Raw genomic sequence first — 15,436 nt, 5'->3', positions numbered from 1 at the left:
TCATCCCCGGCTTCCCACTACTTGCCGTTGGTGAGGTGGGACAGGAGCGCTGTCAGCAGACGACTCAGTGTGGAGTCCCGCAGGGCTCGCTTGTGCACGGTTAGGCTCCATCTGCCGCGCGCATCCCGCTTGACCATGACCTCCGTCTGGAGGAGCGTGACGACCAGAACACCGACGGAGAGGGACACAGGGTCGAAACGGTCGCTCGGCGACCCTGCGTACTCGACGGCCTCAACGACCACGTCCGCCAAGTCCTCGTGCACTGCTGCGTACTCCAGCGCGAGGCGCGCCAAGTCGCCCTCGCCGACCGAAGAGCTGATCGACTGCAGGTACTCCGCCGTCTCCTCTGTGTCTACGGCGACTCTCAACTCGTCGTCCGTCACGGGCATGTCGTTGGCTGAGGAAATGAGCCCGCGATCCTCCACCAGTGCCGTCAGCGCCCGAACGGCCTCCGCCTCGGAAAGCGTACGGATTTCCTGCAGCAGATCATCTCGTTGCGACATGGTCCAATTGTGGCCCTTCCGCATTCGCCGGTGGGGAATTGCTGGAGCCGACATGAGCCTGGGCGCGTGGAAGAAACTGCTGCCCGTCTACTGGCCCGGCCGACCAGCTTGGCTGGGCCGTCCCATCTGCTGGGTGCCGACGACGGAAGGGAGCGCCATCGGGACTGAAGGCGCTGCCCGTGCCTGCCGCTCGGCTCAGGCAGCCTGCCAGGTGACGGTGTGCTTGGGCGTACGCCAGTAGTTGGGGCGCCGAACGCGTCTCCCCGGGTTTCTGCGTCAGGCTCGGAGTTGCTTGACCATGACGGCGTACACCGGTGAGTCTGCGAACGGTTGCTGCTCGCCGGCCTTGGCGTACCCCCACGACTCGTAGAGCGCCTGCACCTTGGGGTGGGTCACGTCGACCAGGAGTACAGCGAGGTCCTCCGTTCGCTCCTTCAGGAGCGCTTCGTGGAGTCGTTCAGAGATTCCCTGCTTGCGCCAGTGGGGGCGCACCATGACCTCAGACACGGCGTATGTGGAGGAGTAGCCGTTGTTCGGCCGGTATCCGGTGGAGCGCCACCATTCGCGGCCGGGTGAGAGCGGAGCGCCGTAGGCGAAGCCGGTCGGTTCTTCTCCGTCGTAGGCGACGACACAGGAGAAGCCGTCCATGCCGGACCAATGGTCGGCGAACCAGGCGAAGCGTTGGTGGAAAGGGTCGTCCATCTGGTCGGCATAGGCGTCGGCGTGTACGTCGATGAGCATCTGACGGAAACCCTCGGGGAGGTTTCCGTGCTGGAAGTGACGCAGGTCGGTCACGCTCGACTCCATTCGGTGCGCATGCGGTCTGCCCAGTCTCGTGCGTAGGCGGTGGAGGGAGCCCGGACGAACAGGCCCCGGTGGAAGTCGCCGATGAGCGTGCGCATGCGGCCCGGCAGGGGATCGCCGTCCATGATCGTGAAGACGTCGGAGGCGGTGACCGTGGCCTGCTCGGCGTCGCCTTGGTGGAGCTGAGCGAGGGCGAGCTGCGCGGTGGCGAGGGCCTTGTTGCGCCGGAAAGCTGCCGGGATCTTGGCCAGGGCGCGGTGGGCCATGGCCTCGGCGTGGGCGGGGCGTCCGCTGTTGAATTGCACGATGGCGGCGAGGTGGTCGAGTTCGGCCTGGCCGTAAAAGGCCGTCCAGCGAGGGCGTTCGCGCTCCGCCGTCTTGGCGTAGGTGTCCTGGGCAGATCCCAGGGACCGCAGGCCGGCCCGCCCGTCCCCGAGGGCCGCGTATGCGAGGGCGGCGCGGACCCGGCCCAGTGAGTCGAAGAAGGGGTCCCGGCGAGCTGCGTAGGAGGCTTGTGCCGCCTGTGCCGCCGCGAGTGCTTCGGGCCAGTTGTGCCGCTGGTAGGCGAGCATGGACAGGTTGACCCATACCCGCATCTCGGTGGGGCCGTCTTGGGAGAGGCCGGCGTAGGTCGCGGATTCGTTCAGGTAATTCTGCGCCTGGTCGAGGTTGCGGGCGTCGATGCAGGACCAGGCGGCGATGGTGGTGTACTCGGCAGCCAGTGCATACAGGGCGCGGCGGACGCGTTCACTGGCGTTGCGCTGTTGCAGCTCCAGGACGCCGTCGCGGCCCGCGGCGGCTGCCCTTTCCAGTTCGGAGTGACCGCCTTGGCGGTCGTCGGCTTCGACGAGTGCGTTCATTCCGGCGGCGGCGCGTGCCACGTCCGACATGCCGACGGCGCGGCGCTGTGCCACCAAGGGGACGGCTGCGGCTGCCGTCCCGGTGGCCGAGGCGATGAAGGTGCGACGCCGCACGGGGTCCTCCTCCTGCGGGTGGTGCATGGTGCGTGGTGCGCTGAACCCTAAGTCCTCGACCGGACAGCCGAACACCCGTTCCAGAGCGGCGCATGTGCGTCCGATGGGCCGGCGCGAGGTTCCGTTCAGCAGGTTGCGCACCGTTCGGGCGGAGACGTCGCCGGGTCGGCCGGTGATGTCCGCGAGTGCGATGTTCATCCGGCCTGCTAATTCCTCCTGCGTGAGACCGAGTTCGTCCATCCGGCTCTTGAGGATGGCGTTCGCTGCCATGTCACCAACGGTAGACCGACAGCATCGAGCGAACCAGCCCTCAGATCACGGGACCGCAAAGTCTTCCGGTTCGAGGCGACCGGCGAGGGAGCGACCTTTCCTGTTCCCGTCCCCTTCCGGGTCGTTGACTGGTCATCGCCCGTCGGGAGGTTCCGATTCCCCTTTCCTCTCGGCGGCATGGAGAAGAGCCCGTTCCGTCGTCACCCCGTCGGCGGGGCGGGCGTCCCATCCTCGGAGGGATGTTCTCGTGACCATGACCGCAGCTCGACCTACTGCGACCGGCGCGCCCGGGTACACCGAGACGATGCCGTGTGAGCCGGAATCCGCTCGCCGGGCCCGTCTGCTCGTCTCCGCTGCTCTGAATACCTGGGGCATAGGTGAGTTGGCTGGGGACGGTTCCCAGGTCGTCGCCGAGCTGGTCAACAACGTGGTCCGTCATACGCGGTGCCGTGTCGTCCGGGTCCGGGTCACGCGGCCGGCCGAGCGCGTGGTGCGCATCGGTGTCGCCGACAGCTGCCGGGACACTCCCGAGCCGGGCAACCTCGATGACGACTCGGAGGGAGGGCGCGGCCTGCTCCTGGTCGAAGCCCTCAGCTGGAGATGGGGTTACGAACGTAAGCGCTGGGGCAAGGTCGTGTGGGCCGAGCTGGAAGTGCCGGGCGCCGAAGCACCGGTCGCATGTTGAGGCCCCGCATTTCCTTACGGCTGATGCGGGCAGACGAGCTGGTGGACGATCCGGCCCCGGACGCCTGCGTGGAAGTCACACTCGGGCCCCTCCAGCTGGCAGACGATTGCGATTCGTCGATGTTCGCCGAGCCGCTGCGCATCACACCGGCCGATCTCCTCCAGTTGCATATGGAGTCCGACCTGGCGCTCGGGGAGATACGCGCCGAGGTCGTTCGAGCGGACAACGCATGGCAGCGGCATCTCGGCCGCTGGTACGCCGAGGGCCGAGCCGCCGTCGAGGCCAGGGAGCCGGAAGTAGCCCTGCTCACGCGTGTGCTTGAGGGCCTTCGACGGCAAGTTCTCGCGCCGGTCTGATCCCGTATGGCGCCGACCGGCACTACCGCTCCCGCTGGGCACATGAAAGCCGCAGGTGGTCGGCGGGCAAGCAAGACAGTCAGCACACAGGTACTTCCACCACCGAAAGGAAGATTGTGTTCAACCACATGGATCGCTTTCCCACGGGCAGCCCGCTGCCGCAGGGACACCTGACCGCCGTCCCATGGGGCCTGCGCCGGATCGCCCCGTACGCGCCCGTCGAGGACTTCGGTTACGCGACGGTGAAGTTGGACCCGGCGACGCAGACCGCCCGGTACTTCGACGCCTCCGGGGCGCCCACCATGTCTCCCGGCCACGGCACATCTTCCGGTACGAACCCCAAGACCGGCACCACCGGCCAGGGGGACCGCAACAGCGACTCCCCGGACAGCGATACGGGCAACGACACCGACCAGTGACTGTGGTGACGAACGACGAGCGTCCGGTCCTGGTCGTCACCAACCTTGACGACCCGACCGCGGACTTCGTGATTGCCGAGCTGCACGACCGGGGTGTCCCGGTCGTGCGGTTCGACTCCGGTGACTTCCCAGCCACCCTGTCGTGCTCGGCCGCCATCGGCGGCGACACTGACGGCTGGCGGGGAAGCGTGCAGACCCCGAGCCGACATGCCGAATTGGGCGCCGTCCGTTCCATGTACTACCGGCGCCCCTCCGGATTCGCCTTCCCTCACCTCGACCAGCAGGATGCGCGGTTTGCCGTGGCCCAAGCTCGCTACGGGCTCGGCGGCATCCTGACCTCCCTGCCCGGCTGCCTCTACGTCAACCACCCCAACCGCATCGGCGACGCCGAGTACAAGCCCGCCGGCCTCGCGGCAGCGGCGGCGGCAGGCTTCAAGGTGCCGCCTACGGTCATCACCAACGTCCCGGACGACGCACGGGCTTTCATCAAGGAGTACGGCCCGGCCATCTTCAAGCCGATCTCGGTGCCGCTCTACCTGGTCGACGGCCAGGCCCAGACCGTCCCGGTGACCGAAGTGAGTGCCGACGAGATCGATAACTCCGTGACCGGCACCATGCACCTCTTCCAGAAGCGCGTGGACAAGGTCGCCGACATCCGGGCCACGGTGATCGGCGAGCAGATCTTCGCCGTGCAGATCGACTCCGGTCTCCTCGACTGGCGGACTGACTACAGCACTCACACGTACACGCCGCTTGCGGCCCCGCCCGCGGTGGAGCAGTCGATGCACGCCTACCTGAAGCACTTCGGGCTCGTCTTCGGGGCGTTCGACTTCGCCTTGACCGACTCGGGTGAGTGGATCTTCATCGAGTGCAATCCTTCCGGGCAGTGGGCATGGATGGAGCCGCCCACCGGTCTGCCAATGACCGCCGCACTCGCCGACCTCCTGGAAGGAGGTGTCCATGGCCAGTGAGCCCGATATCGAGACGGCCGCTGCCGATCTACGGCTTCGGCTCGCCCGCCAGCTGGAGGAGGACGGCCGGCTGCGGTCGCCACAGTGGCGAGCCGCCGTTGAAGCGGTGCCTCGCCACGTGTTCGTCCCGCGCTTCTACCGGGAGAGCGACGCACCTGGCGTAACCACTTGGGAGCCCGTGACGCCGGAGACTGTCGACCAGGACGAGTGGCTCCGGCTCGTCTACACCGACGAGACATGGATGACCCAGTTCGACGGCCACGACATCGACTGGACCGACCCGAAGCCGATCAGCAACGCGGCCCCGACCTCGTCATCGACCCTGCCCAGCCTCGTCGTCCGGATGCTCGAAGACCTGGACGTGCACGACGGCATGAACGTGCTGGAGATCGGCACGGGTACTGGTTACTCGACGGCCCTGCTGTGCCACCGGCTCGACAGCGGCAGAGTGACCTCGATCGAGACGGACGAGGGCGTGGCCCGACGCGCCCGTGAGGCTCTCGCCAGTGCCGACTACAGCCCTCACCTGCTGGTGGGGGACGGCCGCGTCGGCCACCCGGATGGAGCGCCTTACGACCGGCTGATCGCCACCTGCGGCTTCCGCAACATCCCACCCTCCTGGCTGGAACAGGTACGGCCGGGCGGCGTTATCCTCACCACCTTGCGCGGTTGGATGCGCTCGCTTGGCCTGGTCAAACTCATCGCCGCTGGCAACAGCGCGAGCGGCTGGTTCAGCGAGGACGACCCAAGCTTCATGATCGCCCGCCAGCAGGATGCGCCGGAGAGCCTCGGCATGGTCCCGGGACCTGCCGACGGAACGAAGCGGAAGGCCGCGTACGGACCGGAGGCACTTACCGACTCCGGGCCGGCGTTCATGGCACAACTCGCCGCACCGGACGCCCGATTCTTCTCCATGGCGGTCGAAGGCAGCCCGCTCAGCACGTTCGTACTGGACAGCGTCACCGATTCCTTCGCCGTACTCACCGCTGCCGACAGCGGCTGGGAGGTCCGGCAGGGCGGCCCCCGGCGTCTCTGGGACGTGATCGAGTCGGCCATCGCCACCTGGGAGGAGCACGGCGCGCCGAGCACCGCCGCGTTCGGAGTGACCGTCTCCCGCGACGGACAGGTCGTCTGGCTCGGAAACCCGAGCGGTCCGCAGTGGCGGCTACCCTCCTGACACAGCCACCACCGCCGACGCGAGGAACGCAGGATGGACGACGAGCCGCTGAAGGACTGGGCGGAACGCCGTGACTCGAAGATCGGCCGACTCCGCGCCGTACCTGTCGTCTCCGGCGATGGCCCCAAGGCATCCCATCTGAACCCGGATGCACCCCGAGCCATCGAGCGCTGGAACGGACACAGGTGGGAGCCGTACGGCTTCGTCGCCAACCTGGCGGAGGCCAAGGCCCTCCTGCGTTCCGAGGTCAATGAGCCGACGCCGACCGGGCCGGTGCCGAAGCCGCTCGGCTCCGGCACCGGCAAGCACCGCAAACCCCAGTCACCCACTTCGGATGGTGGGGGCCCAGCACAGAGGTGATCAGTGCCGCCGAGCCCGAGACTGCTCCGGTCGCGGAGCCGTGGAAGGCACTGCGATGTGATGCGCACGGGTTACTGCCTGCGTGCGTGGGCCTGGTACGTGTCTGTCGGCGAGACGGTGGATGCGCCAGGTCAGTGCTCGTGCGGGGCTGTGGGCGTCGTCCAGGGTGCGCTGGGTGAGCGCCTCGGTGAGGACGGTGGACGCGTTGTGGCCAGCGGCCTCCGCCTTGGCGAGGGCGGTGGTGAGGGCGTCGAAGGCGGGGTCTTCGATGATCTGATCGACGTGCTTGGGTACTACCTGGCGTAGTTGTCGGATGTGCCGATCCACGGCCTGCCGAGGCGGCCGACGGCTTGCGAGGGCGGCCAGGGGCTCGGCCGAGGCTTGGTCGTAGGCGGCTTGGAGGTGGTGCAGGGTTTCTTGGGCGGCGGCGACTTGCTGGTCGTGGTGGCGCAGCTCGTGCCAACGGGAGGCGGCGATCGCGACGAGGATCGCGGCGTCCAGGAACATCGCCAGGATGGCGCTGTCCTTGGGGGCGGGCTCGCGGGCCATCGCCCGCACGGCGCCGCGCAGAGCGCGAGTGTGGTGGTGTTCAGCCCCGATGCGGGAGCGCGTGGCGCGCTCGAACGCCGTGGCTGCTTCCCGTAGTTGGGTTCTCAGGGTCTGGTGCGTGAGGAGAGGTAGGGCGTCGAGGGCTTCGCCGAAGGCGGCGAGGTGTGCTTGGGAGGCTTGGTCGTCGTCCTGGTCGAGGTGGTGGGGTATGCGTTCGGCGGCGGCGGTGGCCTGGTGCCAGGGGTTGGGCCTGCGCCGGCCCTGCTGGTCGGCGGGCTGCCGGTCGATGGCCTCCAGGCGCTGTCGGATCTTGGGGAAGGACAGGTCCGGGGCGAGTTCGGACCCGGAGAACCAGACGGGGTCCTTGCCGGCGGTGGTGGTGTCTTCGGCCGCGATCTTGTAGCCGCGTACATCGCCGGAGGGGAAGTACACGACTTCTACGAGCACGCCGTTGAGGTGGCTGAGCAGGTGAACGAACTCCTCCATGCTGGAGGTGGCGGCCACGGCGGTGCGCACGGTGGTGCGCAGCCGTTCGCGGGTGGCCTTCTCCTGGCCGGCTCGGCGGGCCTTTTCCAGCTCGGCTCGGGTGGGCCGCTTGGCGGCGGTACGGTCACCGCGTGCCACCCGGTGGAGGCCGTACTCCTTCTCGATCTTCGCGAGTTCGCGGTCGGCGGTGAGGTAGTCGTTCCAGTGGCGTGCAGTGCTCAGGTCGCCGCGGACCTTGGTGGCGGCGATGTGGATGTGGTCGGGTGCGTGGCGGACGGCGACCCAGCGGCAGCCGTCCGGGTCGCCTTGTGGCGCGATGCCGGTGGCCGCCACGATGCGGCGGGCGATGTCGGCCCATTCCTCGTCGCCGAGGTGGCGGTCGGTTGTGGCAGCGCGGAGAGAGCAGTGCCACACGTGCCGGTCGGGCGCGCGGCCCAGTCGGCGGGCTTGCTTGACGCGCAGGTCGAGGTCGGCCACGAGAAGCTTCTTTGTGTCAGCGAAGTCGGTGCTGCGGCCGGGATCGGGGGCGAAGCCGTCCCAGGAGGCCACAAGGTGCGGGTCGGTGTGGTCCTTGGCCTTCTCGGTGTCGAACAGGTAGCGGATCAGGCCGGCAGTGTCCTTGCCACTGCTGATCTTTGCGATCACCGTACGGCCTTCTGGGAGAGGGCCTGGTTGGCTGCTGCCGCGATCTCGCCGACGGCGGCGCGGACAGTGGCCAGGGTGCGCTCTGCCTGGGCAAGGGCGGCGGTGTCCCCAGGGTGTGGAAGGCCGCCGGAGTTGACCTTCCTTGCGATCTGGTTGATGTTGCTGCCGATCCTGGCGACCTGCTCGCGCAGGGCGGTCAGTTCGTCGATGTAGTCGTCGAGCGGTGCGCGCTGGCCGGGCAGGGCGAGGTCGCCGTGGATGTGGGCCATGACGACGGCGCCGACGTAGTGGGCACCGGCGATGTTCAGTGACCGGGCTTTGCGCAGGATCGCCGACTTCTCGTCGACGCTGTAGCGCACGTCGACGCGCTCCTTGCGCTGGGTGTGTTTGCGCTTGCGGCGGCGGGCGATGCGGTGCAGGGCGGCGGCTTCGGCGGCGCGTGACAGCCCGACGGCCGCAGCGGCGGTGCGCGGCTCCTCCTCGGGCGTCCCCTGGCGCCCGAGGGCCTCCGCCACCCCCGGGGCGGAGGCGCTCCCGTTGGACCGGCCCTTGGACGGTCCAACGGCATACCTTGCTGGCTGGGTGACCGTGGTGGTCACTCCGTATCGGCTGGTCGGGAGTTCGGGAGCCGGGTCGTTCATTGAGTGGTTCTCCGTGCGGCGTTGAGTGGTGGGAGGGCGGGGCGAGGGCGGTGTGCGCGGCTGCGAGACCTCTAGAGAGCGCCGGATGGTGTCTTGTCGGGCTCGGTCTGCCGCTGACGGGCGACCTGGTCGAGTTCGGCCTGGACTCGGTCCTTGAGCTGGGTCAGGCGGTCCTTGCCGATGGGATGTCCGGCGGCTCGTATGGCCGCCTCGATGTTGCGGCGCGAAGCGCGTTCTCCGCGTCCCAGTGATGCGGTGCGGGCGACGGCGAGGAGTTGGTCGAAGGTGGCTCCGCTCTCGTCGCCCTCTGCCTTGGCCAACGGCTTCCGGCCCTGCGGCAGCTTGACCGTCTCCCCCGCCGCATCCGGATGCTCGGCCACATCGGGCACGCTCTCTGCAGTCTCCGAGACGCCGGTGCGGACTTCGGCAGGGGCGGACGGATTGACGTTCTCGGTGCCGTTGTGGCTGTGGCCGGAAACGTTGTGGCTCTTTGTGGCGGTGGCCTCCTGGGCGTGGCTGGGGTGGCGGCGGATGACGAGGTCGAGGTGGACGGCGCCGGCGAGGGCGAGTGGGGCGATGGCGGACAGGGCGCCGACGGTGGCGTCGTCCAGGTGGAGCCCGGTCGTCTGGGCTTGCTGATTGAGGCGGACGGCGTGCAGGGCGTTCGCCCAGATGCTGGTGATTGTGGCGAGGCCGACCAGTGCCCAGACGTACAGCCGGGAGCGCCACGGGGCGGCGCGCAGGATGAGCAACGCGGCGACGCCGATGGCGATGAATCCGTCGATCACGAGCGGGAAGGCGTACGTGAGCACTCCCCGGACGTGGATGGCGACTGCCATCTGCCGCAGGGCGTCGTAGGAGAGGGCGAAGCCGATCGTGCCGACGAGGCCGACTCCGAGACGGATCGCAGCGGTCAGTGCGGGCACGGGGGCCGGGGTGGTGCGAGAGGGCAAGCGGTGTACTCCGGGCGGTGTGCGGGTGACATGGCCACATGGCGGTGTGGGAGGGGTGGTGACTCGTCGCACCCGTCGCATGCCTGGTCAGGCAGGTACGGGAGGCCGTCGTGGTACGGGTGGACTCGTCACAGCGACGCCACCCGTCACGGGGCTGACCTGCGATGCGACGAGTGCGACGAGTCTTTACGGGTGCGGGCCGGGCGCGTGGACGGTGCCCTTGTCGTCGCTGTCGGCCTTCGGGTCCTCGGGGCAGTAGCGCGCCCACGCGTCGACGAAGCGGAGGCGAGCGAAGCCCTTGGCCTGCCGACCGCCCTCGAAGCGATGGGTGGCCGCCTTGATGCCGAAGTCCTCCAGGAGGATGCCCAGGTGGCGTGGGCTCAGGCCCGTGGTGCCGTACTCGGCCCACGGAGCCTCCTGGTCCTTGAGGAGTTCGTCCAGCAGGTCTCGGGTGCGCATGATGGCCGGGTCTCCGCAGCGTGCGAAGGCCCGGCGGATGTCCTGCAGCAGACGCGTCTTCAGATTGGACTCGTCGTCCTTGCCCGCCTCGGCCGCGCACATGGCGGCGCAGGCGGTACGGGCACGCTCGGGCCAGGGGCCGCCGGCGAGGTCGGCGACGATCACGAGCGGTTCCCAGGTGTCCGCCGCGCGGTCCTGCACGGGCATCGGCGGCACCAGGTCCGCTGCGGTGTCCATCAGCGGGCGCAGCCAGGCGGTCAGCCGGTCACGCAGGGCGTGCAGGGCGGGGATGTCCCGGCGGGAGCGGAACTGCTCCACCCGTTCCCCGTCCTTGCGGCGCTGCATACGGATCACCACCGACCGGTCCATGATCGTGTCCGGCAGGTCGCCGATGCCGGCGAGCGCGGCCATGGCGAAGGTGGGGAACGCCTGTGGCTTGTGCTCCGGGCCGGAGATCCTCAGGGCGGGCCGGTTGCGCTGGTGGCCGGCGTTGAGCAGGCCGCGCAGTTCCTCGTTCTTCTCGGCGGCCTTGATGCTGCCGAAGATGGTGTCGGCCTCGTCCACCAGCAGGGTGGGCGGGTCGTCACCGATGGCGCGGAAAACCACCGCCGGGCTGGTGTTCACGGTGATCAGCGGCTCGCGCACCGTCTCCGTGGTCACATCCAGCAGGCGGGACTTGCCACACCGCTTCGCCGGCCCGACGACCGCGAGGCGTGGCGCGTGCTGCAGCGCCGGCTGGATGTGCGTCGCCGCCACCCACAGCGTCACGGCGGTCAACGCCTCGCCGCTGGGCAGGACCACGTACCGCGCGATGGCTTCCCGTAGCTCGTCGAGCAGCTGCGCGCCTTCCTGTGTCGGTTCCCCGGCCTCGGCGGTGGAGGTTTGGGTGGCGGGGTCCTGACGTGGTGCTGCGACGGGCAGCTGGGTGGGCACCGAGGATGCGGTGGGGGTGGTGGGAGACAGGGATTCGTCCACAGGCGTTCCTCTCCGGTGGGCCGGGCGGGCAGGGCCCGGCCCACCGGTCGATCGTTCAGGAGTAGCGACGGGGCGGGGCCTGCGCGGCTCGCGGCGGCTGGTCGGGGGCCGTCTCGTCGGTCCCGCCGTGGGGCTGCGTCAGACCGCGAGGTCGTATGTGGACTGGGCGTTCACCCAGGAGTCCACCTCGTCCCAGCGGTAGCGCAGGTGGCGACCCACCTTGTGCACGTTGGGGCCGATGCCCCGGTACTTCCACTGGTAGAGCGTCTTCACGGGCACCCCGAGGTAGTCGGAGACCTCGGCTGGAGTGGCCAGCGGGCCGCGCCGGGCGGCGTCGACGGAGGCGGGGGTATTGGCGCTGCGGAGAGAGTTATTCGGCACCGGGCTCCTTTTCGGTTTTGGACAGCGTGTCTGGACAACACAGCCACACCATGCGTGAAGAAGTCCAGAGTTGGTTCTAGTTCTCTCCAGTAATTCTCTCGGTGTGGCCGGGGAGGCGATAACGGTAGAGGCGGATCGGCGGTTGCCGAAATCGCTGGCACTGCGTCCTTGCGATGGAGCCCGGGAGGAACCACTCCGAGAACTGTGGTGTCCGTCGCCGCAGGCCGGCGAGCATCCAGCCAGTGGACCTGATGAGAGGGTGCAGACGGTGAGGGGAACGCCAGATGTCGCCTCAAAACGCCCGAACCGTCAACGCGAGGGGAAGTGAACACGACCCTCTTCGGGAAATAGCCGCCGAGTGTAGTTTTCGGGCGATATAAACGCCACGTCGTCCACCATCGCGCCCCAACGACTTCTGTAGCCTTTAAGAACCAACTCTTGCCATAAGGCTCGGGTGCAAGCTACAGCTAAATGTCATGGCTACCCGACCTGTCGAAATTGGCCCCATCGGCCTCCATACCGCTCGCGCCATTGAGCGCCTTCGAGTGGCGCAAGGAATGACCCAGTACGACCTTGCCTCCCTGTGCACGGCACAGGGGCGTGCCCTCACGAACATCGCCGTCAGTCGGACCGAACGCGCCCGACGCCGTTGCGACGTGGATGATCTCGTCGCCATCGCGGTGGCGCTCGGCCTGCCGCCCGCAGCCCTGCTCCCGCCACTCCCGCTTGAGGCGGGCGGCCACCGGAGGGGGTACTGATGGCGCGAGTCTGGATAGAGGACCGCATCGGGCACACGGCGTATGTGCGGGCCGTGGCAGAGGCCAGGCGGAACGGCCGCACCCTTCCCGGGCGCTACCGCGTGCGCTGGTACGACCCCGACGGCAAGCCGAAGATGAAGACGCTGGCCCGGAAGGTCGACGCCGAGGCGGAGCGGACGGGGATGGAGTCCCGTCTCAATGACGGCTCCTACCGTGACCCGGCCGCGGCGCGCGTGAAGTTCGCGGAGGTGGCCGAGTCATGGCTGGCCGCGCAGATCCATCTCAAGCGCTCAACGCGAAGCCGATACCGCGGTGTTCTCGACGTCCACGTGATTCCTCGGTGGGGCACCACTCCATTGGACCGCGTTCGCTTCGAGGACATCGCGGAGTGGCTGGCCGACATGCTGTCCGGCGAGGCCACGGGCGGCAGGAAGCTCAGCCCTCGCTCGGTCCGCAAGGCGTACGTCGTACTCAGCCGTGTCCTCGGATACGCGGTCCAGGCACGCCGTCTGGCCACCAACCCGGCTGCCGGCGTGCCTTTGCCCAAGGCGGTACCCGCCGACCACGTCTACCTCGACGACATACAGGTCGAGGCGCTGGCCAACGCGTCAGGCGCCTACCGGGTGTTCATCCTGCTGCTGGCCTACACGGGTCTGCGTTGGGGCGAGGCGTCCGCGTTGAAGGTGGGACGGGTGGACCTCGTTGCCTGCCGCGCCCACATCGTCGAGGCGTACGCCGAGGACAACGGCAAGCTGTACCTCGACACCCCCAAGAACCACGAGCGCCGGTCGGTGCCGATCCCGCGATTCCTGGCCGAGGAACTGAAGCCTCACGTCCAAGGGCGGGGAGACGAGGAGTTGCTCTTCACCGCTCCCCAGGGCGGCCCACTACGCGCTCGCAACTTCCGACAGCGGTTCTTCACGCCGGCGGTCGTCAAGGCCGGGCTGGGACACCTCAAGGTCACCCCGCACAAGCTGCGGCACACGGCGGCCTCGCTCGCCATCGCCAGCGGGGCGGACGTCAACGTCGTGCAGACGATGCTGGGCCACAAGTCCGCGACGCTGACCCTGGACACGTACGGGCACCTCTTCCCGGACCGCCTGGACGAGGTCTCGAAGAAGATGCACAAGCGCCGCGCAAAGCAGCTGTCCAAGGCGAAGGCCAAGCTGGAGAAGGCGGCGAAGAAGGCCCGGGAGGCCGCGGAGGCTGTGGCCGCGCTGGAGGCGGATGCGACTGCCTGATGTGTGCCTGATCCGTGTCGGGAAGCCGTAGACGAAGGGGCCGCGCCATCGCATGTGCACGATGGCGCGGCCCTTTCAGCTGTGCCGGCGGGCGGTTCGGCGGGCCCGGTCCATGGCCTCGGCCGCAGCATCCGCGGCCAGCTGCCTGATCTCCTGCGGCGGCTCTCGCTCGTCGCGGACGAACAGCCGTCTGCCGGTCAGGTGCGTGGTCGTCTTCCAGCCGAGACGGCGACCCGCCTCCCGCGCGGCCCGCCGGACGTCCTTGAGCTCGCCCATCTCCGCGAGATCGTCGCCGCTCAGAATCAGCTGCCCGTAGTAACCCTTGTACTGCGGCTTCAGGGCGGCCCGCATCAACGACTCAAGTCGGTCGACCAGCTTCTCGTGCCGTCGCCGGGCCAGCTCGTCGTTCGCGGGCATCTCGCACAGCTCCCCACCTCTGCCCGCAGCCGCATGTGTGCCATATGTGTGCTGCGAGTACGAAGGCCCTCCCGCCCGTCGGACGGAAGGGCCTCTGATCAGGCGTTTTGCTGTGCCCCCGGCAGGATTCGAACCTGCGACACCCGCTTTAGGAGAGCGGTGCTCTATCCCCTGAGCTACGAAGGCGGGGCGTGGTCGTGTCGGCCACTGGCGTCAGCGTACCGGATCTCGTCGGTGGGGGTGGGGAGTCAGGTCGGGGGGACGTGGGTGAAGCGGGATGCGGTGTGGAGGTCGGTCTGGATGTGGGTGGCTGTGGCGGTCAGGGCGGGGAGGAGGTGGGTGACGCAGTCGTCCAGGGTGCGGCGGGCCGCGTGGGTGGTGATGTTGATGGCGGCGATGACCTGGCCGGTGCGGTCGTGGATGGGGACCGCGATGGAGCGGAGGCCGGATTCGAGTTCCTCGTCGGCCAGGGCGTAGGGGTGGGAGGGGTCCGACGCCAGGAGGGCGCGGCCGAGGGAGGTCGCTCGGGCCGGGAAGCGGGTGCCCACCGTGATGTCGGGGGAGAGGACTCGGGGCGTGGTGGCTCTGGCCGTCAGCTGGATCATGGGTTCCGGGGGGCCCGCTGACGGCTCCGGGGGAACCAGTACCGCCATGGCCGTCGACTCCCCGACCTGGTTCGCCAGTGCTCTGAGGTGCCAAGTGGCCAGCTGGGGCAGGGTCGTGCGGGAGAGGGGTGGGAAGCCGAGGGAGAGGACGCGGGGGGTGAGGGTGAAGGTGCGGCGGTCGGGGGACGTGGTCATCAGGCCGAGGTGTTCGTAGGTGATCAGGGCCCGCCGGGCCGTTGCCCGTGCCAGGCCCGTCGCCTCCGCCGCTTCCGTCAGGGTCAGGTGGGCGCGGCCCTCGCCGAAGGCGGTCAGGACCGTGAGGCCACGGGCCAGGGATTCGACGAAGCCGCGGCCGAGTTCGGTCTTGGACGCCGTCGTCCAGGTGGCCAGGCCGGACGGGGGTGGGCCGGGAGACGCCGGCTGCGCGTCGCGCAGGTCCGCTTCCATCGCCGTCACCGCGTCGCGCAGGCGGGGGAGCAGGGTGTCGCGCAGGCCGGCGGCGGTGTGGCGGCTGGTGTGGCTGACCACGTTGGCGGCGCAGGCCACCCGGCCTGTCGCCGGGTCCCGTACCGGTACGGAGACGGCCACCAGGCCCGGTTCGATCAGTTGGTCGTCCAGGGCGTAGCCGTCGGCTGCCGCTTGTGCGGAGCGGCGGGTGAAGTCCTCGTCGGGGCCGGATCCGTGCCTCGTTCGCGGGACCGCCGGGAAGGCGGTGTCGTCCGGATCGGCTGCCCGGCGTGCGCGCCACCGTGTCCAGTCGGTCTCCGTCCATTCCGCCGCGAACAGCGGGCCGGGGGCGGTGCGTTC

At 69.0% G+C, this 15,436-nt stretch carries 18 protein-coding genes and 1 tRNA gene; 7 read left to right on the top strand and 12 right to left on the bottom strand.

What is annotated here, in order from left to right; all coding sequences use genetic code 11:
• Positions 1-17: 17 nt before the first annotated feature.
• The 3 genes from ACWC21_RS30800 to ACWC21_RS30790 all read right to left on the bottom strand — a co-directional run bounded on the left by ACWC21_RS30800 (position 18) and on the right by ACWC21_RS30790 (position 2,551).
• On the bottom strand, positions 18-503 hold the full coding sequence (locus ACWC21_RS30800) for a hypothetical protein (RefSeq protein ID WP_450886522.1): 486 nt from the start codon (positions 501-503) through the stop codon (positions 18-20).
• Between the two features lie 276 nt (positions 504-779).
• Positions 780-1,310, bottom strand: coding sequence for an N-acetyltransferase family protein (locus ACWC21_RS30795; protein ID WP_450886520.1), 531 nt, complete (start codon positions 1,308-1,310; stop codon positions 780-782).
• The gene (locus ACWC21_RS30790) at positions 1,295-2,551 is read right to left on the bottom strand and encodes a helix-turn-helix domain-containing protein (protein WP_450886518.1); all 1,257 of its coding nucleotides are present in this window, start codon (positions 2,549-2,551) and stop codon (positions 1,295-1,297) included. Before ACWC21_RS30790 ends, ACWC21_RS30795 begins: the two co-directional genes overlap by 16 nt.
• On the opposite strand from ACWC21_RS30790, the gene ACWC21_RS30785 reads away from it, so the two are divergent.
• The 6 genes from ACWC21_RS30785 to ACWC21_RS30760 all read left to right on the top strand — a co-directional run bounded on the left by ACWC21_RS30785 (position 2,457) and on the right by ACWC21_RS30760 (position 6,519).
• On the top strand, positions 2,457-3,236 hold the full coding sequence (locus ACWC21_RS30785) for an ATP-binding protein (RefSeq protein WP_450886516.1): 780 nt from the start codon (positions 2,457-2,459) through the stop codon (positions 3,234-3,236). The two genes, ACWC21_RS30790 and ACWC21_RS30785, sit on opposite strands and share 95 nt — an antisense overlap.
• A 23-nt stretch (positions 3,237-3,259) precedes the next feature.
• The gene (locus ACWC21_RS30780; RefSeq protein WP_450886515.1) at positions 3,260-3,592 is read left to right on the top strand and encodes a hypothetical protein; all 333 of its coding nucleotides are present in this window, start codon (positions 3,260-3,262) and stop codon (positions 3,590-3,592) included.
• 116 nt (positions 3,593-3,708) lie between these two features.
• Entirely contained in the window at positions 3,709-4,011 is a 303-nt protein-coding gene (tgmA, locus tag ACWC21_RS30775; RefSeq protein WP_450886513.1) for a putative ATP-grasp-modified RiPP, read from the top strand.
• A gap of 5 nt (positions 4,012-4,016) precedes the next feature.
• Positions 4,017-4,982, top strand: a complete 966-nt coding sequence (gene tgmB / locus ACWC21_RS30770; RefSeq protein ID WP_450886511.1) for an ATP-grasp ribosomal peptide maturase — start codon at positions 4,017-4,019, stop codon at positions 4,980-4,982.
• Positions 4,972-6,159 carry an ATP-grasp peptide maturase system methyltransferase gene (tgmC, locus tag ACWC21_RS30765; protein WP_450886510.1) on the top strand — a complete coding sequence of 396 codons (1,188 nt, stop codon included), beginning with the start codon at positions 4,972-4,974 and terminating at the stop codon, positions 6,157-6,159. Before tgmB ends, tgmC begins: the two co-directional genes overlap by 11 nt.
• A gap of 33 nt (positions 6,160-6,192) precedes the next feature.
• Positions 6,193-6,519: a DUF6087 family protein gene (locus tag ACWC21_RS30760; protein ID WP_450886508.1), complete on the top strand. Its 327-nt coding sequence runs from the start codon at positions 6,193-6,195 to the stop codon at positions 6,517-6,519.
• Here ACWC21_RS30760 and ACWC21_RS30755 read toward each other — a convergent pair whose 3' ends face one another.
• The 6 genes from ACWC21_RS30755 to ACWC21_RS30730 all read right to left on the bottom strand — a co-directional run bounded on the left by ACWC21_RS30755 (position 6,520) and on the right by ACWC21_RS30730 (position 12,351).
• Positions 6,520-8,199 carry a relaxase/mobilization nuclease domain-containing protein gene (locus ACWC21_RS30755; RefSeq protein WP_450886506.1) on the bottom strand — a complete coding sequence of 560 codons (1,680 nt, stop codon included), beginning with the start codon at positions 8,197-8,199 and terminating at the stop codon, positions 6,520-6,522. It abuts the gene before it with no gap.
• Positions 8,196-8,840 carry a plasmid mobilization relaxosome protein MobC gene (gene mobC, locus ACWC21_RS30750; protein WP_450886504.1) on the bottom strand — a complete coding sequence of 215 codons (645 nt, stop codon included), beginning with the start codon at positions 8,838-8,840 and terminating at the stop codon, positions 8,196-8,198. Before mobC ends, ACWC21_RS30755 begins: the two co-directional genes overlap by 4 nt.
• A gap of 71 nt (positions 8,841-8,911) precedes the next feature.
• Entirely contained in the window at positions 8,912-9,793 is an 882-nt protein-coding gene (locus tag ACWC21_RS30745) for a DUF2637 domain-containing protein (RefSeq protein WP_450886502.1), read from the bottom strand.
• 186 nt (positions 9,794-9,979) lie between these two features.
• Complete coding sequence (locus ACWC21_RS30740; protein WP_450886501.1) at positions 9,980-11,227, bottom strand: DUF3631 domain-containing protein; 1,248 nt, start codon at positions 11,225-11,227, stop codon at positions 9,980-9,982.
• A gap of 138 nt (positions 11,228-11,365) precedes the next feature.
• Complete coding sequence (locus ACWC21_RS30735; protein WP_450886500.1) at positions 11,366-11,608, bottom strand: helix-turn-helix transcriptional regulator; 243 nt, start codon at positions 11,606-11,608, stop codon at positions 11,366-11,368.
• 467 nt (positions 11,609-12,075) lie between these two features.
• A complete protein-coding gene (locus ACWC21_RS30730; protein WP_450886498.1) occupies positions 12,076-12,351 on the bottom strand; it encodes a hypothetical protein in 276 nt (91 codons plus the stop codon).
• Positions 12,352-12,365: 14 nt separating this feature from the next.
• Between ACWC21_RS30730 and ACWC21_RS30725 the strand changes: the two genes are divergently transcribed.
• A complete protein-coding gene (locus tag ACWC21_RS30725; protein ID WP_450886496.1) occupies positions 12,366-13,607 on the top strand; it encodes a tyrosine-type recombinase/integrase in 1,242 nt (413 codons plus the stop codon).
• A 75-nt stretch (positions 13,608-13,682) separates the two neighbouring features.
• On the opposite strand, the gene ACWC21_RS30720 is transcribed toward ACWC21_RS30725, so the two are convergent.
• The 3 genes from ACWC21_RS30720 to ACWC21_RS30710 all read right to left on the bottom strand — a co-directional run.
• Positions 13,683-14,024, bottom strand: a complete 342-nt coding sequence (locus tag ACWC21_RS30720; RefSeq protein ID WP_450886494.1) for a hypothetical protein — start codon at positions 14,022-14,024, stop codon at positions 13,683-13,685.
• Between the two features lie 113 nt (positions 14,025-14,137).
• Positions 14,138-14,210, bottom strand: a tRNA-Arg gene (locus ACWC21_RS30715).
• 62 nt (positions 14,211-14,272) lie between these two features.
• Positions 14,273-15,436 (bottom strand): IclR family transcriptional regulator domain-containing protein (locus ACWC21_RS30710; RefSeq protein WP_450886492.1); only part of this gene is annotated, 1,164 nt, incomplete at its 5' end.

The organism is Streptomyces sp. NPDC001348 (assembly GCF_053597535.1).
Note: the sequence above shows the minus strand (reverse complement) of the source record. Positions and strands in the feature narration are given on the sequence as shown.

Excerpts from the sequence above, each read along its gene's own strand:
- ACWC21_RS30800 (WP_450886522.1), bottom strand. The coding sequence starts at position 503 with ATGTCGCAACGAGATGATCTGCTGCAGGAAATCCGTACGCTTTCCGAG.
- ACWC21_RS30795 (WP_450886520.1), bottom strand. The coding sequence starts at position 1,310 with ATGGAGTCGAGCGTGACCGACCTGCGTCACTTCCAGCACGGAAACCTC.
- ACWC21_RS30785 (WP_450886516.1), top strand. The coding sequence starts at position 2,457 with ATGTCCGCGAGTGCGATGTTCATCCGGCCTGCTAATTCCTCCTGCGTG.
- ACWC21_RS30790 (WP_450886518.1), bottom strand. The coding sequence starts at position 2,551 with ATGGCAGCGAACGCCATCCTCAAGAGCCGGATGGACGAACTCGGTCTC.
- ACWC21_RS30780 (WP_450886515.1), top strand. The coding sequence starts at position 3,260 with ATGCGGGCAGACGAGCTGGTGGACGATCCGGCCCCGGACGCCTGCGTG.
- tgmC (WP_450886510.1), top strand. The coding sequence starts at position 4,972 with ATGGCCAGTGAGCCCGATATCGAGACGGCCGCTGCCGATCTACGGCTT.
- ACWC21_RS30760 (WP_450886508.1), top strand. The coding sequence starts at position 6,193 with ATGGACGACGAGCCGCTGAAGGACTGGGCGGAACGCCGTGACTCGAAG.
- mobC (WP_450886504.1), bottom strand. The coding sequence starts at position 8,840 with ATGAACGACCCGGCTCCCGAACTCCCGACCAGCCGATACGGAGTGACC.
- ACWC21_RS30725 (WP_450886496.1), top strand. The coding sequence starts at position 12,366 with ATGGCGCGAGTCTGGATAGAGGACCGCATCGGGCACACGGCGTATGTG.
- ACWC21_RS30720 (WP_450886494.1), bottom strand. The coding sequence starts at position 14,024 with ATGCCCGCGAACGACGAGCTGGCCCGGCGACGGCACGAGAAGCTGGTC.